Annotated in this window: 15 protein-coding genes; 12 read left to right on the top strand and 3 right to left on the bottom strand. The window is 64.5% G+C overall.

What is annotated here, in order from left to right; all coding sequences use genetic code 11:
• Positions 1-322 precede the first annotated feature (322 nt).
• From ABIB66_RS02805 to ABIB66_RS02855, 11 genes are all read left to right on the top strand, one after another.
• Positions 323-2,452, top strand: coding sequence for an acetate--CoA ligase family protein (locus ABIB66_RS02805; RefSeq protein WP_354206713.1), 2,130 nt, complete (start codon positions 323-325; stop codon positions 2,450-2,452).
• Positions 2,453-2,513: 61 nt separating this feature from the next.
• A complete protein-coding gene (locus ABIB66_RS02810) occupies positions 2,514-3,356 on the top strand; it encodes an IclR family transcriptional regulator (protein WP_354056106.1) in 843 nt (280 codons plus the stop codon).
• A 103-nt stretch (positions 3,357-3,459) separates the two neighbouring features.
• Complete coding sequence (locus ABIB66_RS02815; protein ID WP_354206711.1) at positions 3,460-4,428, top strand: tripartite tricarboxylate transporter substrate binding protein; 969 nt, start codon at positions 3,460-3,462, stop codon at positions 4,426-4,428.
• Positions 4,425-4,910 carry a tripartite tricarboxylate transporter TctB family protein gene (locus tag ABIB66_RS02820; protein ID WP_354206709.1) on the top strand — a complete coding sequence of 162 codons (486 nt, stop codon included), beginning with the start codon at positions 4,425-4,427 and terminating at the stop codon, positions 4,908-4,910. Before ABIB66_RS02815 ends, ABIB66_RS02820 begins: the two co-directional genes overlap by 4 nt.
• Positions 4,910-6,409 carry a tripartite tricarboxylate transporter permease gene (locus ABIB66_RS02825; protein ID WP_027517005.1) on the top strand — a complete coding sequence of 500 codons (1,500 nt, stop codon included), beginning with the start codon at positions 4,910-4,912 and terminating at the stop codon, positions 6,407-6,409. Before ABIB66_RS02820 ends, ABIB66_RS02825 begins: the two co-directional genes overlap by 1 nt.
• A 53-nt stretch (positions 6,410-6,462) precedes the next feature.
• Positions 6,463-7,263 carry an NYN domain-containing protein gene (locus ABIB66_RS02830; protein WP_354254094.1) on the top strand — a complete coding sequence of 267 codons (801 nt, stop codon included), beginning with the start codon at positions 6,463-6,465 and terminating at the stop codon, positions 7,261-7,263.
• 85 nt (positions 7,264-7,348) lie between these two features.
• The gene (locus tag ABIB66_RS02835) at positions 7,349-9,151 is read left to right on the top strand and encodes an adenine deaminase (protein ID WP_354213869.1); all 1,803 of its coding nucleotides are present in this window, start codon (positions 7,349-7,351) and stop codon (positions 9,149-9,151) included.
• A 152-nt stretch (positions 9,152-9,303) separates the two neighbouring features.
• Positions 9,304-11,094 carry a glyoxylate carboligase gene (gene gcl, locus ABIB66_RS02840; RefSeq protein ID WP_354206704.1) on the top strand — a complete coding sequence of 597 codons (1,791 nt, stop codon included), beginning with the start codon at positions 9,304-9,306 and terminating at the stop codon, positions 11,092-11,094.
• Between the two features lie 11 nt (positions 11,095-11,105).
• A complete protein-coding gene (gene hyi / locus ABIB66_RS02845; protein ID WP_354206702.1) occupies positions 11,106-11,891 on the top strand; it encodes a hydroxypyruvate isomerase in 786 nt (261 codons plus the stop codon).
• A 12-nt stretch (positions 11,892-11,903) separates the two neighbouring features.
• Complete coding sequence (locus ABIB66_RS02850) at positions 11,904-12,791, top strand: 2-hydroxy-3-oxopropionate reductase (RefSeq protein ID WP_354206700.1); 888 nt, start codon at positions 11,904-11,906, stop codon at positions 12,789-12,791.
• A 115-nt stretch (positions 12,792-12,906) separates the two neighbouring features.
• On the top strand, positions 12,907-13,290 hold the full coding sequence (locus ABIB66_RS02855) for a DUF1236 domain-containing protein (protein WP_275167690.1): 384 nt from the start codon (positions 12,907-12,909) through the stop codon (positions 13,288-13,290).
• Between the two features lie 42 nt (positions 13,291-13,332).
• Here ABIB66_RS02855 and ABIB66_RS02860 read toward each other — a convergent pair whose 3' ends face one another.
• The 3 genes from ABIB66_RS02860 to ABIB66_RS02870 form a co-directional block, all read right to left on the bottom strand.
• Entirely contained in the window at positions 13,333-13,710 is a 378-nt protein-coding gene (locus ABIB66_RS02860) for a VanZ family protein (protein WP_354206699.1), read from the bottom strand.
• Positions 13,711-13,786: 76 nt separating this feature from the next.
• Entirely contained in the window at positions 13,787-14,389 is a 603-nt protein-coding gene (locus ABIB66_RS02865; protein WP_354206698.1) for a thiamine pyrophosphate-dependent enzyme, read from the bottom strand.
• An 11-nt stretch (positions 14,390-14,400) separates the two neighbouring features.
• Positions 14,401-14,967, bottom strand: a complete 567-nt coding sequence (locus tag ABIB66_RS02870) for a decarboxylase (RefSeq protein ID WP_354254096.1) — start codon at positions 14,965-14,967, stop codon at positions 14,401-14,403.
• Positions 14,968-15,232: 265 nt separating this feature from the next.
• Here ABIB66_RS02870 and ABIB66_RS02875 point away from each other — a divergent pair, with 265 nt between their 5' ends.
• The gene (locus tag ABIB66_RS02875; RefSeq protein WP_354206694.1) at positions 15,233-16,282 is read left to right on the top strand and encodes a hydroxyacid dehydrogenase; all 1,050 of its coding nucleotides are present in this window, start codon (positions 15,233-15,235) and stop codon (positions 16,280-16,282) included.
• Positions 16,283-16,317: the final 35 nt, after the last annotated feature.

Consider the following 16,317-nt stretch of genomic DNA (forward strand, 5'->3'; position numbering starts at 1 on the left):
GCAGTGACACGACGAATCTCCTCCAGTGGGAGTCGTCTTTTACAGGATTATTAACGGGAAAGTTTTTGGCATACCAAATACCAAGATGTCAAGCTGCCTATTTTTTGCAGCGTTCTAAGGTGCGCGGCAGCTTGACAAGTTGGCTTCTGGCATACCAAATGCCATCGCCAGCCATTTTTGATCCATGCCGGCGGAGTAACCTTGGCTTTATGCCACTCCGTTCCGCGACATGGAACAGAGCGCGGCGAATGGAAAGCATCACGGGCAGCCGCAACACGCGCGCGCTTTGAGAACGCAAGAACCAAGGTCAAGGGAGAGCCACATGTCCAATTCCAAAGATGCCGTCCGCAAGGTGCTTGACCAGGTCAAGGCGGACAAGCGCACCAGCCTGACCGCGCCGGAAGGCAAACTGGTCTGCGATGCCTACGGCATTGCGGTGCCGAAGGAGGGTGTGGCGAAATCGGCCGGCGAAGCCGGCAAGATGGCCGCCTCGATGGGCTTCCCGGTGGTGATGAAGATCGTCTCGCCGGACATTCTCCACAAGACCGAAGCCGGCGGCGTCATCGTCGGCCTCAAGACGGCCGAAGACGCCGAGAAGGCCTACGAGACGATCCTCTCGAACGCCAGGAAGTACAAGTCCGATGCCAAGATCGAGGGTGTCCAGGTGCAGCAGATGCTGGCCGGCGGCACCGAAGTGATCGTCGGGTCGATCACCGACGCCTCGTTCGGCAAGCTGGTTGCCTTCGGCCTCGGCGGCGTGCTGGTCGAGGTCCTGAAGGACATTACCTTCCGCCTCGCGCCCGCGACCAAGCAAGACGCGCTATCGATGCTCGACGGCATCCAGGCGCATGAGATTTTGAAGGGCGTTCGCGGCGGCGAGCCGGTGAACCGCACGGCGCTTGCGGATGTCATCGTCAAGGTCTCGCAGCTCGTCACCGATTTCCCCGAGATCATCGAGCTCGATCTCAACCCGGTGTTCGCGACGGCCAAGGACGCGATCGCGGCCGACGTCCGCATTGTCGTCGACTTCGCTTACGTGCCCAAGCCGAAGCCGCGCCCGACCGAAGAGATCGTCGCGGCCATGAGCCGCATCATGCAGCCGAAGGCGGTTGCCGTGGTCGGCGCTTCGGCCGAAGACGGCAAGATCGGCAATTCCGTGATGAAGAACCTCATCAACGGCGGCTACAAAGGCGACATTTACCCGATCCATCCCAAGGCCGCCGAGATCCTCGGCTACAAGGCATACAAGAGTGTCAAGGACGTGCCCGGCGTAATCGACACCGCGGTGTTCGCAATTCCCGCGAAGTTCGTGGCAGCGGCGCTCACCGAATGTGGCGAGAAGAAAATTCCCGGCGCGGTTCTGATCCCCTCGGGCTTCGCGGAAGCCGGCGCGCCGGAGCTCCAGGCCGAGATCGTCGAAGTCGGCAAGAAGTACGACATCCGCCTGATGGGACCGAACATCTACGGCTTCTATTATACGCCTGCCAATCTCTGCGCGACTTTCTGCACCGCCTATGACGTCAAGGGCCACGCGGCGCTGTCCTCGCAGTCGGGCGGCATCGGTATGGCCATCATCGGCTTCTCCCGTTCGGCCAAGATGGGCGTGTCGGCGATCGTCGGCCTCGGCAACAAGTCCGATATCGACGAGGACGATCTGCTCGCCTTCTTCGAGCAGGATCCGAACACGAATCTGATCGCGCAGCATTGCGAAGACCTCAAGGACGGCCGCGCCTTTGCGGAAGCGGCAAAGCGCGTCTCCAAGAAGAAGCCGGTCATCGTGCTCAAGGCCGGCCGCACCTCGGCCGGTGCGAAGGCGGCCTCGTCGCACACCGGCGCGCTCGCCGGCAACGACAAGATCTACGAGGACGTCCTGGCGCAGTCCGGCGTGATCCGCGCCCGTAGCTTGCGGCAGCTGCTCGAGTTCGCGCGCGGCGTGCCGGTGCTGCCGACGCCGAAGGGCGAGAACGTGCTGATCATCACCGGTGCCGGCGGCTCGGGCGTGCTGCTGTCGGACTCCTGCGTCGACAACGGCCTGTCGCTGATGTCGATGCCGGCGGATCTGGATGCGGCTTTCCGCAAGTTCATCCCGCCGTTTGGCGCGGCCGGAAATCCCGTGGACATCACCGGCGGCGAACCGCCGATCACGTACGTCAACACGGTGAAGCTCGGCCTGACGGACGAGCGCATCCATTCGCTGATCCTCGGCTACTGGCACACCATCGTCACGCCGCCGATGGTGTTCGCCCGCAACATGGTCGAGGTGAAGAAGGAGATGGAGGCCAAGGGCTTCGTGAAGCCGATCGTCGCCTCGCTCGCCGGCGACGTCGAAGTCGAGGAAGCCGCCGAATATCTCTACCAGAACGGCATCCCGGCCTATGCCTATTCGACCGAACTGCCGGTCGAGGTTCTCGGCGCCAAGTACAAATGGGCGCGCGGGGCAGGGCTGCTCTGAGTCGACGATGCCGCTTCGCCTCTCCTCGCCTGCGGGGAGAGGTGAGAACAGTCAGGTCGCGATGGGCAGGAACGTGATCCGGCGCAAATCGATCGAGCCTCGATCGTCATCGGAGGCCGACCACGACGCGCGAGACGGCGGCGTGCAATCCGTTGACCGCGCGCTGTCGATCCTCGAAACATTGTCCGAGGATGACGAGGGCTATCGCCTCAGCGATCTCGCTGTCCGCACCGGGCTCTCCGCCTCGACCGTGCACCGCCTGCTGGCGACGCTGGAAAGCCGCCGCTTCGTGCAATTCGACCGCGCCGAATCCAAATGGCATGTCGGCGTGCGCAGCTTCACCGTCGGCGCGAGCTTTGCCCGGCGGCGCAATTTCAGCGCCCAGGCTATTCCCTATCTGCGCAAGCTGCGTGATCTCACCCGCGAGACCGCCAATCTCGCCATGGTCGACGACGAGTTCATCATCGTGCTGACCCGCATGGAGAGCCGCGAAATCATGCGCTCGCTGACCCAGGTCGGCGGCCGCGTTCCCATGGTGACGTCGGGCGTCGGCAAGGCGGTGCTCGCAACCTATTCCGACGAGGACGTCGGCGCCGTCATCCGCCATCACGGCATGCCACGCCTGACCGAGAAGTCGATCGTGCGGCCGAGCGACCTGTTCAAGGAACTCGAAAAGATCCGCAAGCAAGGCTACGCGCTGGATGATGAAGAGGCCTGCATGGGCCTGCGCTGCGTTGCCGCGGTGGTCTACAACGACTGCGCCGAGCCGCTCGCGGCGATTTCGGTCTCCGGCATGACCAGCCGGCTGACCGATCAGAGGTTACCGGACATCGGGCAAGTCGTCCGGGATGTTGCAGCCGAACTGACGGCCGCGCTCGGCGGGGTAGTTCCGACGCCCCGCTAATCAGAAACCAGGGGTATGTCACTGGACAGTGTCGGCCGTTTTGGCTGATATGCGACCAAACGACACGATGCGGCAAATGTCCGCATGAGCCCGGAGACGTCCCATGTTTCAACTTCCCGCGCGCCTCGTCGGCGCAGCCGTCGCGCTGACCCTTGCGGCAGCCACGCCGGCCCTTGCCCAGCAGCTCGAGCTCAAGCTGATGGCACCGGCGGCGCCGGGCGGTGGCTGGGACCAGACCGCGCGCTCGATGCAGCAGGCGCTGGTCGCCGCCGGCGTCGCACGCAGCGTGCAGGTCACGAACGTTCCCGGCGCCGGCGGTAGCGTCGGCATCGCGCAGTTCGTCAACGGCGCCAAGGGTGACGGCAACCAGCTGATGGTCAACGGCTTCGTCATGGTGGGCGCGCTCGCCATGAACAAATCACCCGTCACGCTCGAACAGGTGACGCCGATCGCGCGCCTCACCGAGGAAATCCAGGTGATCGTGGTGCCGGCGAATTCGCCGATCAAGAACGCGCAGGATCTGGCCGCAGCGGTGAAGGCCGACATCGCCAAGGTGACCTTCGCCGGCGGCTCGGCCGGCGGCGTCGATCATGTGATGGCGGCATTGTTCGCCGGCGCCGTTGGCGCCGACGCGAAGAAGATCAATTACATCCCGTTCTCGGGTGGCGGCGAGTCGCTCGCCGCCATTCTCGGCGCGAAGGTCACCGCCGGCATTTCGGGCCTCAGCGAATATGATGGGCAGATCAAGTCCGGCAAGCTGCGCGCGATCGGCGTGACCTCGGAGAAGCGCATCCTAGGGAGCGACATCCCGACGTTCAAGGAGCAGGGCATCGACCTCGTGATCGCCAACTGGCGCTCGGTGGTCGCGCCTCCCGGAATCACGCCGGAGCAGCGCAAGACGCTGAGCGACGCGGTCGAGAAGATGGTGAAGTCGGACGCCTGGAAGGACATCCTCAAGCAGAAGGGCTGGGAAGATGCCTATCTCGGCGGCGACGCCTTCGCCGAGTTCCTGAAGAAGGAAACGGTACGTGTGACGGACGTGCTGAGATCAGTCGGCCTGATCAAGTCATGACCACAGGCGATCCCGTCCAGCCGCCGCGGCGCGTCGATCGCGCCGGCATCGTGATTGCGGCGTTGCTCGCAGGTCTTGCCGGGGTGCTGGTCTGGGACGCGCGCGGGCTGCAATCGACCGCGATGTACGGGATGGGGCCGGAAGCCATGCCGATCGTGATCGCCTCCGGCCTCGCGCTGCTTGCGATCGGCAATCTCGTTGACGCGTTGCGCGGCAGTCTGCCGGCACGCGAGAGCGCCGATCCCGTGCCTGTGGTCTTGATCCTCGCCGGCCTTGCGCTGCTGATCGGCATCATCGGCTTCGGCGGCGGGTTCATCCTGGCGACATCGGCGCTGTTCGTCACGACCTCGGCAGCATTTGGGCGCCGCGCCGTGCTCGTCGATTCCGCCATCGCCCTCGTGATGTCGACCCTCATTTACCTCGCGTTCGACCGGCTGTTGACGTTGAGCCTTCCGGCCGGCCCCCTGGAGCGACTGCTGTGATGGACACCTTTGCCGCGCTGGCCCACGGCATGGCGGTCGCCGTCCAGCCGATGAATCTCCTCTACGCCCTGATCGGCGTGTTCCTCGGCACCGCCGTGGGCGTGCTGCCCGGCATCGGCCCAGCGTTGACGGTCGCGCTGCTGCTGCCGGTGACGTACAAGCTCGATCCCGGCGGTTCGCTGATCATGTTTGCCGGCATTTATTACGGCGGCATGTATGGCGGATCGACCACGGCCATCTTGATCAACACGCCCGGCGAGAGCGCCTCAATGGCGACGGCGCTCGAAGGCAACAAGATGGCCAAGGCCGGCCGCGGCGGGCCGGCGCTCGCGACCTCCGCGATCGGCTCCTTCGTCGCCGGCACCATCGCCACCATCGGGCTTGCATTTCTCGCGCCGTGGTTGGTCGATTTCGCGGTGCGCTTTGGCCCGGAGGACTATTTCGCGCTGATGTGCGTCGCTTTCGTCACGGTGTCGGCGACCTTCGGCGATTCCCCGATCCGCGGCCTGACCAGCCTGTTCATTGGTCTGACGTTGGGCCTCGTCGGCATCGACAAGCTGACCGGCCAGGCGCGGCTTGCGTTCGGCGTGCCCGAGCTGCTCGACGGCGTCGAGGTGACGACGCTCGCGGTCGGCCTGTTCGCGGTGGGCGAGGCGCTCTACGTCGCATCGCGCCGCCACCACACCGAGGAGAAGCTCGAGCCGGTGCGCGGCTCGCTGTGGATGACCAAGGAAGACTGGAAGCGATCGTGGAAGCCGTGGCTGCGCGGCACCATGTTCGGCTTCCCGATCGGTGCGCTGCCTGCCGGCGGAGCGGAGATCCCGACCTTCCTGTCCTATTCTTGCGAGAAGCGGCTGACCAAATACCCCGAAGAATTCGGCAAGGGCGCGATCGAAGGTGTCGCAGGACCGGAGGCCGCCAACAACGCTTCGGCTGCGGGCACGCTGGTGCCACTCCTGACGCTGGGATTGCCGACCTCGGCGACCGCCGCGATGATGCTGGCGGGCTTCCAGCAATACGGCCTCAACCCGGGGCCGCTGCTGTTCGCCGAGCGGCCCGACCTCGTGTGGGGCCTGATCGCGAGCCTGTTCATCGCCAATTGCATGCTGCTGGTACTCAATCTGCCGCTGGTAGGCCTGTGGGTGCGGCTGCTGGCGATCCCGCAGCCGTGGCTCTATGCCGGCATCCTCGTGTTCGCGACCATGGGCACCATCGCCGCAAAGCCGTCGGTGGTTGAACTGTCGATGCTGGCCGGCTTCGGCGTGCTCGGCTTTCTGATGCGGCGGTTCGACTTTCCGATCGCGCCCGTCGTGGTCGGCCTGATCCTCGGCCCGATCGCCGAGAGCCAGCTGCGTCGCGCGCTCGCGATCAGTCTGGGCGATCCCATGACGCTGCTCCAGAGCCCGATCTCGGCGACGCTGCTTGCGCTGGCGTTGATCGCGCTGCTGGCACCCTTCGTGCTGAAAGGGATGGGACGCTTCAAGGCGAACGAGGACTAGCCATCCCGACGCGAGCGTCTTCTCGTGCTAAGTCCATCTCGTGAGGGAAAGTCATGCCGTCAGAGCTCCGTTCGCCCCGTCTCGCCGTCCTGATCGATGCCGACAATGCTTCGGCGAAGATCGCGGATGGACTGTTCGAGGAGATTGCCAAGATCGGGGAGGCCAGCGTCCGGCGCATCTACGGCGACTTCTCCAATGCCAGGTCGAGGGGCTGGGCCGACATCCTGTCGAAGCACGCCATCATCCCGCAGCAGCAGTTCGCCTACACGACGGGAAAGAACGCCTCGGACATCACCCTGGTCATCAACGCGATGGACCTGCTTCACAGCGGCCGGTTCGACGGCTTTTGCCTGGTTTCGTCGGACAGCGATTTCACCCGTCTCGCCGCCCGGATCCGGGAGCAGGGCATCGATGTCTTTGGGTTCGGCGAACAGAAGACGCCGGAGAGCTTCCGGCAGGCCTGCCGAAGGTTCGTCTACACGGAGAACCTGCTTCCCGCCCCGGCGAACACCCAGGACGCCGCCTCGCGATCGACCTCGCTTCAGCCACCTGATGCCGCAACGCCCATCATCAAGAAGGTCATCACCCAGATGGAGAGCGAGGACGGCTGGGTGACGCTTGGGGAAGTCGGCCGTCAGCTCGCCAATCTCGCGTCCGATTTCGATCCGAGAACGTTCGGCTTCCGCAAACTGAGTGACCTCGTGCGCAAGACGAATGCGTTCGAGATCGACGAGCAGAACGGGAGGTCGATGCGGATTCGGGTCAAGCCCGCTGCCGCAGCGGCCCCGAGACGACGGAACTCGCGCAGACCCGCGAGGTCAGGGACGGCAGGCACTTCGCCGCCTAAGGCGTAAGCAGGGCGTGCCGTTATATTTGCGCTTGCCCGGTCCGGCGCAGGGCGTAACCATCCCAGGGTCATAACGCCACGCGAGGGTCCTGATGACCAGACTTACCCGCTTCGCCGTCGCACCGCTGCATTCGATGACCCGCCGTCTTGCCGATGTGGCCTCGGCGCGTGTCGCGCCGGATCTCGTCGTCACCGGCGCGCGGGTGCTCTCGACCTATTCGGAGCGCATCCACGCGAGCCGCGAAATCTGGATCACCGGCGGCCGCGTTGCTGCGGTGAAGCCGACGGGTGCCGCGAAGAAAGTCTTCGGCAACGTGCCGGTTTACGACGCGGCCGGCGGCATCGTCGCGCCGGGGCTGGTCGACCCGCACATCCACATCGAATCCTCGATGGTGACGGCCTGCGCCTATGCCGAAGCGGCTCTGCTCAACGGCACCACCACGATCTTCTGCGACAGCCACGAGATCGGCAACGTGATGGACGTCGCCGGCGTCGAAGCGATGCTGGAGGACGCGCGCGAGGCGCCGCTGTCGATCTTCCTGACGGTGCCCTCCACGGTTCCTGCGACTTCGGCCGCACTGGAGACTGCGGGCGGCGACCTCACGCCGGACAAGATCGCCGGCCTGTTCGACCGCTGGCCGGAAGCCGTCGGGCTCGGCGAGAAGATGGATTTTGTGCCCGTGACCATGGGAGACGAGCGCAGCCATGCGATCCTCGCCGCTGCCTTGAAACGCGGACGGCCGGTGTCCGGTCACGTCTACGGCCGCGAATTCGTTGCGGCCTATGCGGCGAGCGGCGTCACCGACACCCATGAGGCGATCGACCGCGACATCGCCGACGATTTGCTCGATGCCGGCGTCTGGGTGTTCCTGCGCGGGGGACCGCCGACCACGCCCTGGCACTCGCTGCCGCAGGCGATCCGGACCATCACCGAGCTCGGGGCCTCGCACAAGCGCACCGCCGTGTGCACCGACGATCGCGATGCCGACGATCTCCTGCTGTTTGGGCTCGATTGGGTGGTGCGCGAAGCCGTGAAGGCAGGGATGTCGCCGGAGCAGGCCTGGTCGATGGGCTCGCTGCATGGCGCGACGCGCTTCGGCATGGACAGCGATATCGGCGGGCTCGGCGGCGGCCGCCGCGCCGATCTCGTGCTGATGGACGATAATCTGAAGCCGCAATGCACCTGGTATGGCGGCGAGCTCGTGGTCGAGAACCGCAAGATCACGCCGAAGCTCGATCAGGCGCTGTCGCAGCGCTATCAATACCCGAAGGCGGCCTATGCGACCGTGAAACTGCCCGAGAAGGTCAAGCTGACGCCGGAGCTTCCGGCGAAAGCCTGTACCGTCAACGCGATCAAGACGGCGTTGCCCGGCATCACGCTGATTCATGAGAAGATCGCGACCGAGCCCGCAAAGGACTGGCCCTCACTGTTCGCCCGCTACGGCCTGTGCTTCGTCACGGTGGTCGAGCGTCACGGCAAATCGGCCGGCAATGTCGCTTATGGCCTGTTGAAGGACTTCGGCCTGAAGCGCGGCGCGGTCGCCTCCAGCGTCGGGCACGACAGCCACAACATCATCGTTGCCGGCACCAACGAGGCCGACATGCAGGTCGCGGTCGCCGCCATCAAGGAGCAACAGGGCGCCGTCTGCCTCGTCGCTGAGGGCAAGGTGAGGGCGCTAGTGCCGCTGCCGATCGCCGGCCTCCTGTCCGACAAGCGCGTCACAGAGGTGGCCGAAGAGGTCAAGGTGCTGAAGAAGGAATGGGCGGAAGCCGGCTGCACCATTCCCTACATGGGCTTCAATCTGATTCCGCTATCGGTCATTCCGGAAATTCGTATCACCGACAAGGGACTCGTGCTGGTGCCGCAGATGCAGCTGGCGCCGCTGTTCGAGTGACCGCTTTCACGCGTGTCTCGACTTAACTGACTGAAGCTGCCGCGATTTTTCCGCGGTTGCCGCATCGTGGAAAATAAAATCGATCTCGTTGAGTGCAGCACCCGCGCGCCCGATGATCTCGCTCGAGCCAACATAACCGAGCGAGGTCCGATATGGCGAAGATGCGAGCCATCGATGCTGCCGTGCGAATTCTGGAGAAGGAAGGCATCTCGACCGCCTTCGGCGTTCCCGGGGCCGCGATCAATCCGCTCTACTCGGCGCTGAAGAAGCGCGGCTCAATCCGCCACATCCTGGCGCGCCATGTCGAGGGCGCCTCGCACATGGCCGAGGGCTACACGCGGGCCAAGGCGGGCAATATCGGCGTCTGCATCGGAACTTCGGGGCCGGCGGGCACCGACATGATCACCGGGCTTTATTCGGCGATCGCCGACTCGATCCCGATCCTGTGCATCACCGGCCAGGCGCCGCGGGCGCGGCTCTACAAGGAAGATTTCCAAGCCGTCGACATCGAATCGATCGCAAAGCCCGTGACCAAATGGGCGGTGACGGTGCGCGAGCCGGCGCTTGTGCCACGCGTGTTCAGCCAGGCTTTTCACGTGATGCGCTCGGGAAGGCCCGGCCCCGTGCTGATCGATATGCCGCTCGACGTGCAGCTCGCCGAGATCGAGTTCGACGACGAGACCTATGAGCCGCTGCCGGTCTACAAGCCAACCGCGACCCGCAAGCAGGTCGAGAAGGCGCTGGAGATGCTCAATGCGGCCGAACGGCCGCTGATCGTCGCGGGCGGCGGCGTGATCAATGCTGACGCCTCGGAATTGCTGGTGGAGTTCGCCGAGATCGCCAACGTGCCGGTCGTGCCGACGCTGATGGGGTGGGGAGCCATCCCGGACGACCACGTGCTGATGGCCGGCATGGTCGGTCTTCAAACCAGCCATCGTTACGGCAATGCCACCATGCTCGAATCCGATTTCGTGCTCGGCATCGGCAATCGCTGGGCAAACCGCCACACCGGCTCGGTCGAGACCTACACCAAGGGTCGCACCTTCGTGCATGTCGACATCGAGCCGACCCAGATCGGGCGCGTGTTCAATCCCGATCTCGGCATCGTCTCGGACGCGAAGGCGGCACTCGAACTGTTCGTCGTCGTCTCCAGGGAGTGGCGCCGGTCAGGCAGGCTGCGCGAGCGCCAGGCGTGGCCTGCTTCCTGCCGCGACCGGAAGAAGACGATGCTGCGCAAGAGCCATTTCGACAACGTCCCGATCAAGCCGCAGCGCGTCTACGAGGAGATGACCAAGGCCTTTGGCCGTGACACCTGCTACGTCTCCGTGATCGGCCTGTCGCAGATCGCCGGCGCGCAGTTTCTGGGTGTTTACAAGCCGCGCAACTGGATCAATGCCGGGCAGGCGGGACCGCTCGGCTGGACGCTACCCGCGGCGCTCGGCGTGCGCGCGGCGTGTCCGGATCGGGACATCGTCGCGCTCTCCGGTGACTACGACTTCCAGTTCCTGATTGAAGAGCTCGCGGTCGGGGCGCAATTCAATCTGCCCTACATCCACGTCGTCGTGAACAATTCCTATCTCGGCTTGATCCGCCAGGCCCAGCGCGGCTTCGACATGGACTATCACGTCCAGCTCTCGTTCGAGAACATCAACGCGCCCGAACTCGGCGGCTACGGCGTCGATCACGTCGCCGTCGCCGAAGGGCTCGGCTGCAAGGCGATCCGCGTCACCGATCCCAAGGACGCGCAGGCCGCGTTCGCCACTGCGCGCGAATGGATGGCGAAGCACCGCGTGCCCGTGATGGTCGAGTTCATTCTCGAACGCGTCACCAACATCGCGATGGGCACGGAAATCGACAACATCGTCGAATTCGAGGAGGTGCTGGATTTGCCGCTCGACGAGGTCACGACCGCTCAGTCCGGCGTGCTGCAGCCGGCCGAATAGGGACCAGCATCATGCCGAAATTCGCTGCCAATCTCACCATGCTCTTCAACGAAATGCCGTTCGTGGACCGCTTCGCCGCGGCCAAAGCGGCGGGCTTTTCCGGGGTCGAGTACCTCTTCCCGTATGATTTCGACAAAGCGCAGCTGCGCGAGCAACTCGACAGTCATGGGCTGACGCAGGTGCTGCACAATCTGCCGGCCGGCAATTGGGCGGCAGGCGAGCGCGGCATAGCGATCCTGCCGGATCGTGTCAGCGAGTTCAGGGACGGCGTGTTTCGCGCCATCGACTATGCCAAGGCGCTCGATTGCGAGCAGCTCAACTGTCTCGTCGGCATCGCGCCTGTCGATGCCGATCCGCGCGAACTCAACGAAACCCTGGTCGCAAATCTGCGCTTCGCAGCTTCGACGCTGGCGCGGGAGAACATCAAGCTTCTGGTCGAGCCGATCAACACGCTCGACATTCCTGGCTTCTTCCTCAACGGCACCGAGCAGGCGGTGCAGCTGATCTCCGAAGTCCGCTCGAACAATCTGTTTATCCAGTACGATATCTATCACATGCAGATCATGGAGGGCGATCTCGCCCGTACCATGCAAGAATATCTCCCGCAGATCGCGCACATCCAGCTCGCCGACAATCCCGGCCGTCACGAGCCCGGCACCGGCGAGATCAACTATCCCTTCCTGTTCCGCCATCTCGACGCGATCGGCTATCGCGGCTGGATCGGTTGCGAATACAAGCCGCGCACCACGACGCTGGAAGGCCTGTCCTGGCACGCCGCGCAAACGTTTGAGACCTGAGGAAACTTTGACATGATCGACATCGGCTTTATCGGACTTGGCACCATGGGACGGCCGATGGCCGGCCATCTTCTGGCCGCAGGCCATCGCGTTCTCCTGCACGATGTCGGGCCGGTCGCACCCGAGTTGATTGCTGCCGGCGGCGTTGCCTGCAAGTCAAGCAAGGAGGTCGCGGAGGACGCGGATGCGATCATCATCATGGTGCCGGATACGCCGCATGTGGAGGCCGTGCTGTTCGGCAAGGACGGTGTCGCGGGCGGCATTTCCAAGGGCAAGATCGTGGTCGACATGAGCTCGATCTCGCCGCTGGCGACCAAGGAGTTTGCGAAGAAGATCGAGGCGCTCGGCGCGGATTATCTCGACGCACCGGTGTCAGGCGGGGAGGTCGGTGCCAAGGCGGCAAGCCTCACCATCATGGTCGGTGGCCCCGAGCGCGCCTTCAACACCATGAAGCCGATCTTCGACCGGATGGGAAGGAATGTCACCCGGGTCGGCGCCAATGGCGACGGCCAGACGACGAAGGTCGCCAACCAGATCATCGTCGCGTTGACGATCGAGGCGGTCAGCGAAGCGCTGCTGTTCGCGTCGAAAGCCGGTGCGGATCCGGCGCTGGTGCGGCAGGCCCTGATGGGCGGCTTTGCGTCGTCGCGGATTCTCGAAGTGCATGGCGAGCGCATGGTGAAGCGCAATTTCGATCCCGGCTTCCGCATCGAGCTGCACCAGAAGGATCTCAACCTCGCGCTTGAAGGCGCCCGCGTCCTCGGCCTGTCGCTGCCGAGCACGGCAGTGGCGCAGCAATTGTTCTCGTCTTGCGCCGCGCATGGCGGCAAGGGTTGGGATCACTCGGCAATGGTGCGCGCGCTGGAACTGATGGCGGGGCACGAGATCGCCGCGACCTGAACTGTTACCGGGTAACAGTCTCCACTTGTAGTTCTGCCTAGATCGGGCGGGGAACCGGAACAATGATCCGGCCCCGCGGTTGAAGGCGCACAACAATCACTGGAGACATAAGCACATGAAAACCCGTCTTGCGATTTCGTTGGCTGCCGCGTCGCTGCTGGCGTCGAGTGCGGCCTTTGCTCAGTCGACGACCGAAGAAGGCGCCAGGAACGGCGCACGCGCGGGCGGCGACATTGGCGGCCCGGTCGGAGCGATGGTCGGTGGTACCGTCGGCGCCGCTGTCGGCGCCGGTCTGGAAATTCCGAATGCCATTCTGGGCGGTATCCCGCGTAGTGAATCCGTAGTCGTTGAGGATCGCGTCGTGGTCGGCGAGCCACTGCCGCCGACCGTGGTGCTGCGGCCCGTGCCGAACTACACCGAATACCGCTATGCGGTCGTAAACGACCGCCGCGTGATCGTGGAGCCGCGCACGCGCCGCGTCGTCAAGATCATCGACTGATCGATCGAGCGTGAGCTTTGAAGAGACGGGCCCTGCGGAGCATCACTCCGCGGGGCCTTGGCTCGTCAGGGCCGGATTCGCGCGAAACCGCGTCATGCCCCAATCGGCGATGGCCGCGAGCGCGAAGCCGATGCAGGTGGTGCCGGCATCGACCAGAAAGTCCTCCAGCCGCGCATGCCGTCCCGGTGCCCAGAATTGCATCAGTTCGAGCAGGCCGATCAGCACCACCGCGATGGCCGTGGTCGACAGGCGGCGGCGCGGATAGGCGAGGCCGAAGGCTAGTCCCACCAGGACGAAGGCAAGGGCATGTTCGCCGTCCTGGCCAAGGTCGGAATGGGGCCGCAGGCCGGGCGGGCCGAGGGTTGCAAAGGCGACGGCGGCGGCAAGCAGCCAGGCAGAGGAGCGAACCAAAATGGACATTCGCACCGCTTAGCATGGATTGCAGCAGCTTGCCGAGGCGCCGGGATCAGATCGCCGTGTAGTTAATGACGAAACGTTAAAGCGGCTCGCGCACGCCAAGGCCGTGCATGAAGCGTTCCCGGATCTGTACGGGATCGCGTCGGGTGGCGCCGACGCCGGGCTTGTCATCGATACGGACGGCGATCAGGCTGGGCTCCGACGCCGACATGGCTTCCTCGACCAGGCGCTCGAAATCCTCCTCGTCCGCGGCCCAGGCGCTGTTGGCCAGCCCGGAGCCGGTCGCGATGGCGACGATGTCAGCCACGTTCGCGGCCGGTGTCGGCTGCGCGCCGGTGATCTGGTAGATGCCGTTGTCCATCACGATCATGGTGAGGTTCTTCGGCTTCAACGCCGCGATCGTCGAGAGCGCGCCGAGCTGCATCAGCAGCGAGCCGTCGCCTTCGAGCGCAAAGACGCGCCGCTCCGGCTGCGCCAGCGCCACGCCCAGCGCGATCGGGAAGGCGAGCCCCATGCTGCCGAGCATGTAGAAATTCTGCGGACGGTGGCCGGCGGCCCAGAGGTCGAAATTGGTGTTGCCGATGCCGCCGATCACGGCTTCCTGGTGCTCGAGTTTCGCGATCAGGCGCGAGGTGACGTCGAAGCGGTTCATCACTTTGGTGTTGCGCGCGTCTGTATTCATTCGGGCCGGCCTCACTTGTTGAACACCTTGCCGCCGGTGAGCAGCGGGTTGAGGATCAGTGCCACCGGCGACTGCGTCGTCACGGCCTGCTTGATCGAACGGTCGGCAATGAATTCGAGCTCGTCGAGCCGGGTGATGGTGTGATGCTCCAGTGCCAACGAATCCAGCACCGGACGCATGGTGCGGCAGACCAGTGACTGGCCGTAGTTGAACTCGCCGAGGGTGCCGCGCTCGGACACGAACATGATGAGCGGAATCTGGTAGGGCACCGCGAGCGAGGCCAGCACGTTGGCGAGCGTCGCAAAGCCCGAGGTCTGCATCAACACCGCGCCTCGTCGTCCGCCCATCCAGGCGCCCGAGACGATGCCGACGGCCTCCTCCTCGCGGGCGGTGGCAAAGGTGGTGAAGAACGGATCGGCGTGCAGGTTCTTGATCAGCGGCGTCAGCACGCGGTCAGGCACGTAAGGGACGAGGCTGATCTCGTTCCGCTTCAGGGTTTGCAGGACGATGCCGTGCCAGCTCGTGTCACTGGAGGTCTGCGCCGCCTCGGACGAGGTTTGTTGCTTCGCAATCGGCATTGCGTTCTCCCTTCGGCCGCGCATGCTTCTTGGTCTTTGCCATGGCCTTAGGCTCGTGTCGGCCGTCGCGGCGGTCTGCCGAACTTGACGCAGGCAGCGGGATTGTCAACATGTCCGGGCTGCACCGTGATCTGCGCCAGACGGCCTGCCGCGGCCGCTTGCGCCGTGTCATAAGCGGCAATAACAAGAGAACGGAGGAACGCATGAAAGGAGCGCGCGCCGCGCTGGCCCTGCGGATCTCCAGGAGAGAGCCGGAAAGGTCCTTATGTCCGTCAACAGCAAGCGCGTCTTCTACGTCAAATATCTGGCCAATCCAATCTATATCGACATTCTGAAGGCGCGGCCCGACGTCCGGCTCGATCGCATCGAGAACGAGAGTCCTAGGGAATATTTCGCGCCGATCATCGAAGCGGCTCATGTCTACCAGATCGGCGCCGCCCGCGACGAATTGGCCCCGCACTTCCATGTCGGTGCTGCCTTCCTGAAGCGCGCGCCGAACCTGCTGCTCGTCTCCAGCAACGGCGCGGGATTCGATCCTGTCGACGTCGAGGCCTGCACCGATGCCGGCGTGCTGGTCGTCAACCAGTCCGGCGGTAACGCCCACTCGGTCGCCGAGCATGCGCTGGCGATGATGCTGACGCTGTCCAAGCGTATCATCCAGTCCGACCGCAAGCTGCGCAGGGAGGCCAACGTCAACCGCAACGAACTCGTCGGCAACGAGATCGAGCACAAGACCGTCGGCATCATCGGCCTCGGCAATGTCGGTCGCCGCATCGCCGCACTGTGCAAGGGCCTGTTCGGCATGAAGGTACTGGCCTACGATCCGTACCTGACGGCCGAGGTGATGGCCGAACGGGGTGGCGAGAAGGTCGAGCTCGACGAGCTCTTGCGCCGCGCCGACTTCGTCTCGATCTCCTGTCCGCTCGACAAGGGCAGCCGCAACATGATCAGCGTGCGCGAGTTTGGGTTGATGCAGCCGCATGCGTACTTTATCACCACGGCGCGCGGCTTCATCCACGATGAGGATGCGCTGCTCCGGGCCCTGCGCGACAAGCACATTGCGGGCGCCGGTCTCGACGTCTGGTCCAAGGAGCCGCCGCCGCCGGAGCATCCGCTGCTCCAACTCGACAACGTGCTGGCGAGCCCGCATACCGCGGGCGTCACGATCGAGGCGCGGCAGAACATGGGCCGCATCGCGGCCGAGCAGGTGCTGGATACGCTCGACGGCAAGCGCCCGCCGCGCATCATCAATCCGGAGGTCTGGCCACGCTATGCCGAGCGATTCAAGCATGCGTTTGGTGTGACGCCGGCGTAGTCGGCAGTCGCTTTGTCCTTCCGGGGTGCTACGCT

It is taken from the genome of Bradyrhizobium sp. F1.13.3 (assembly GCF_040548265.1).
Classification (GTDB): Bacteria; Pseudomonadota; Alphaproteobacteria; order Rhizobiales; family Xanthobacteraceae; genus Bradyrhizobium.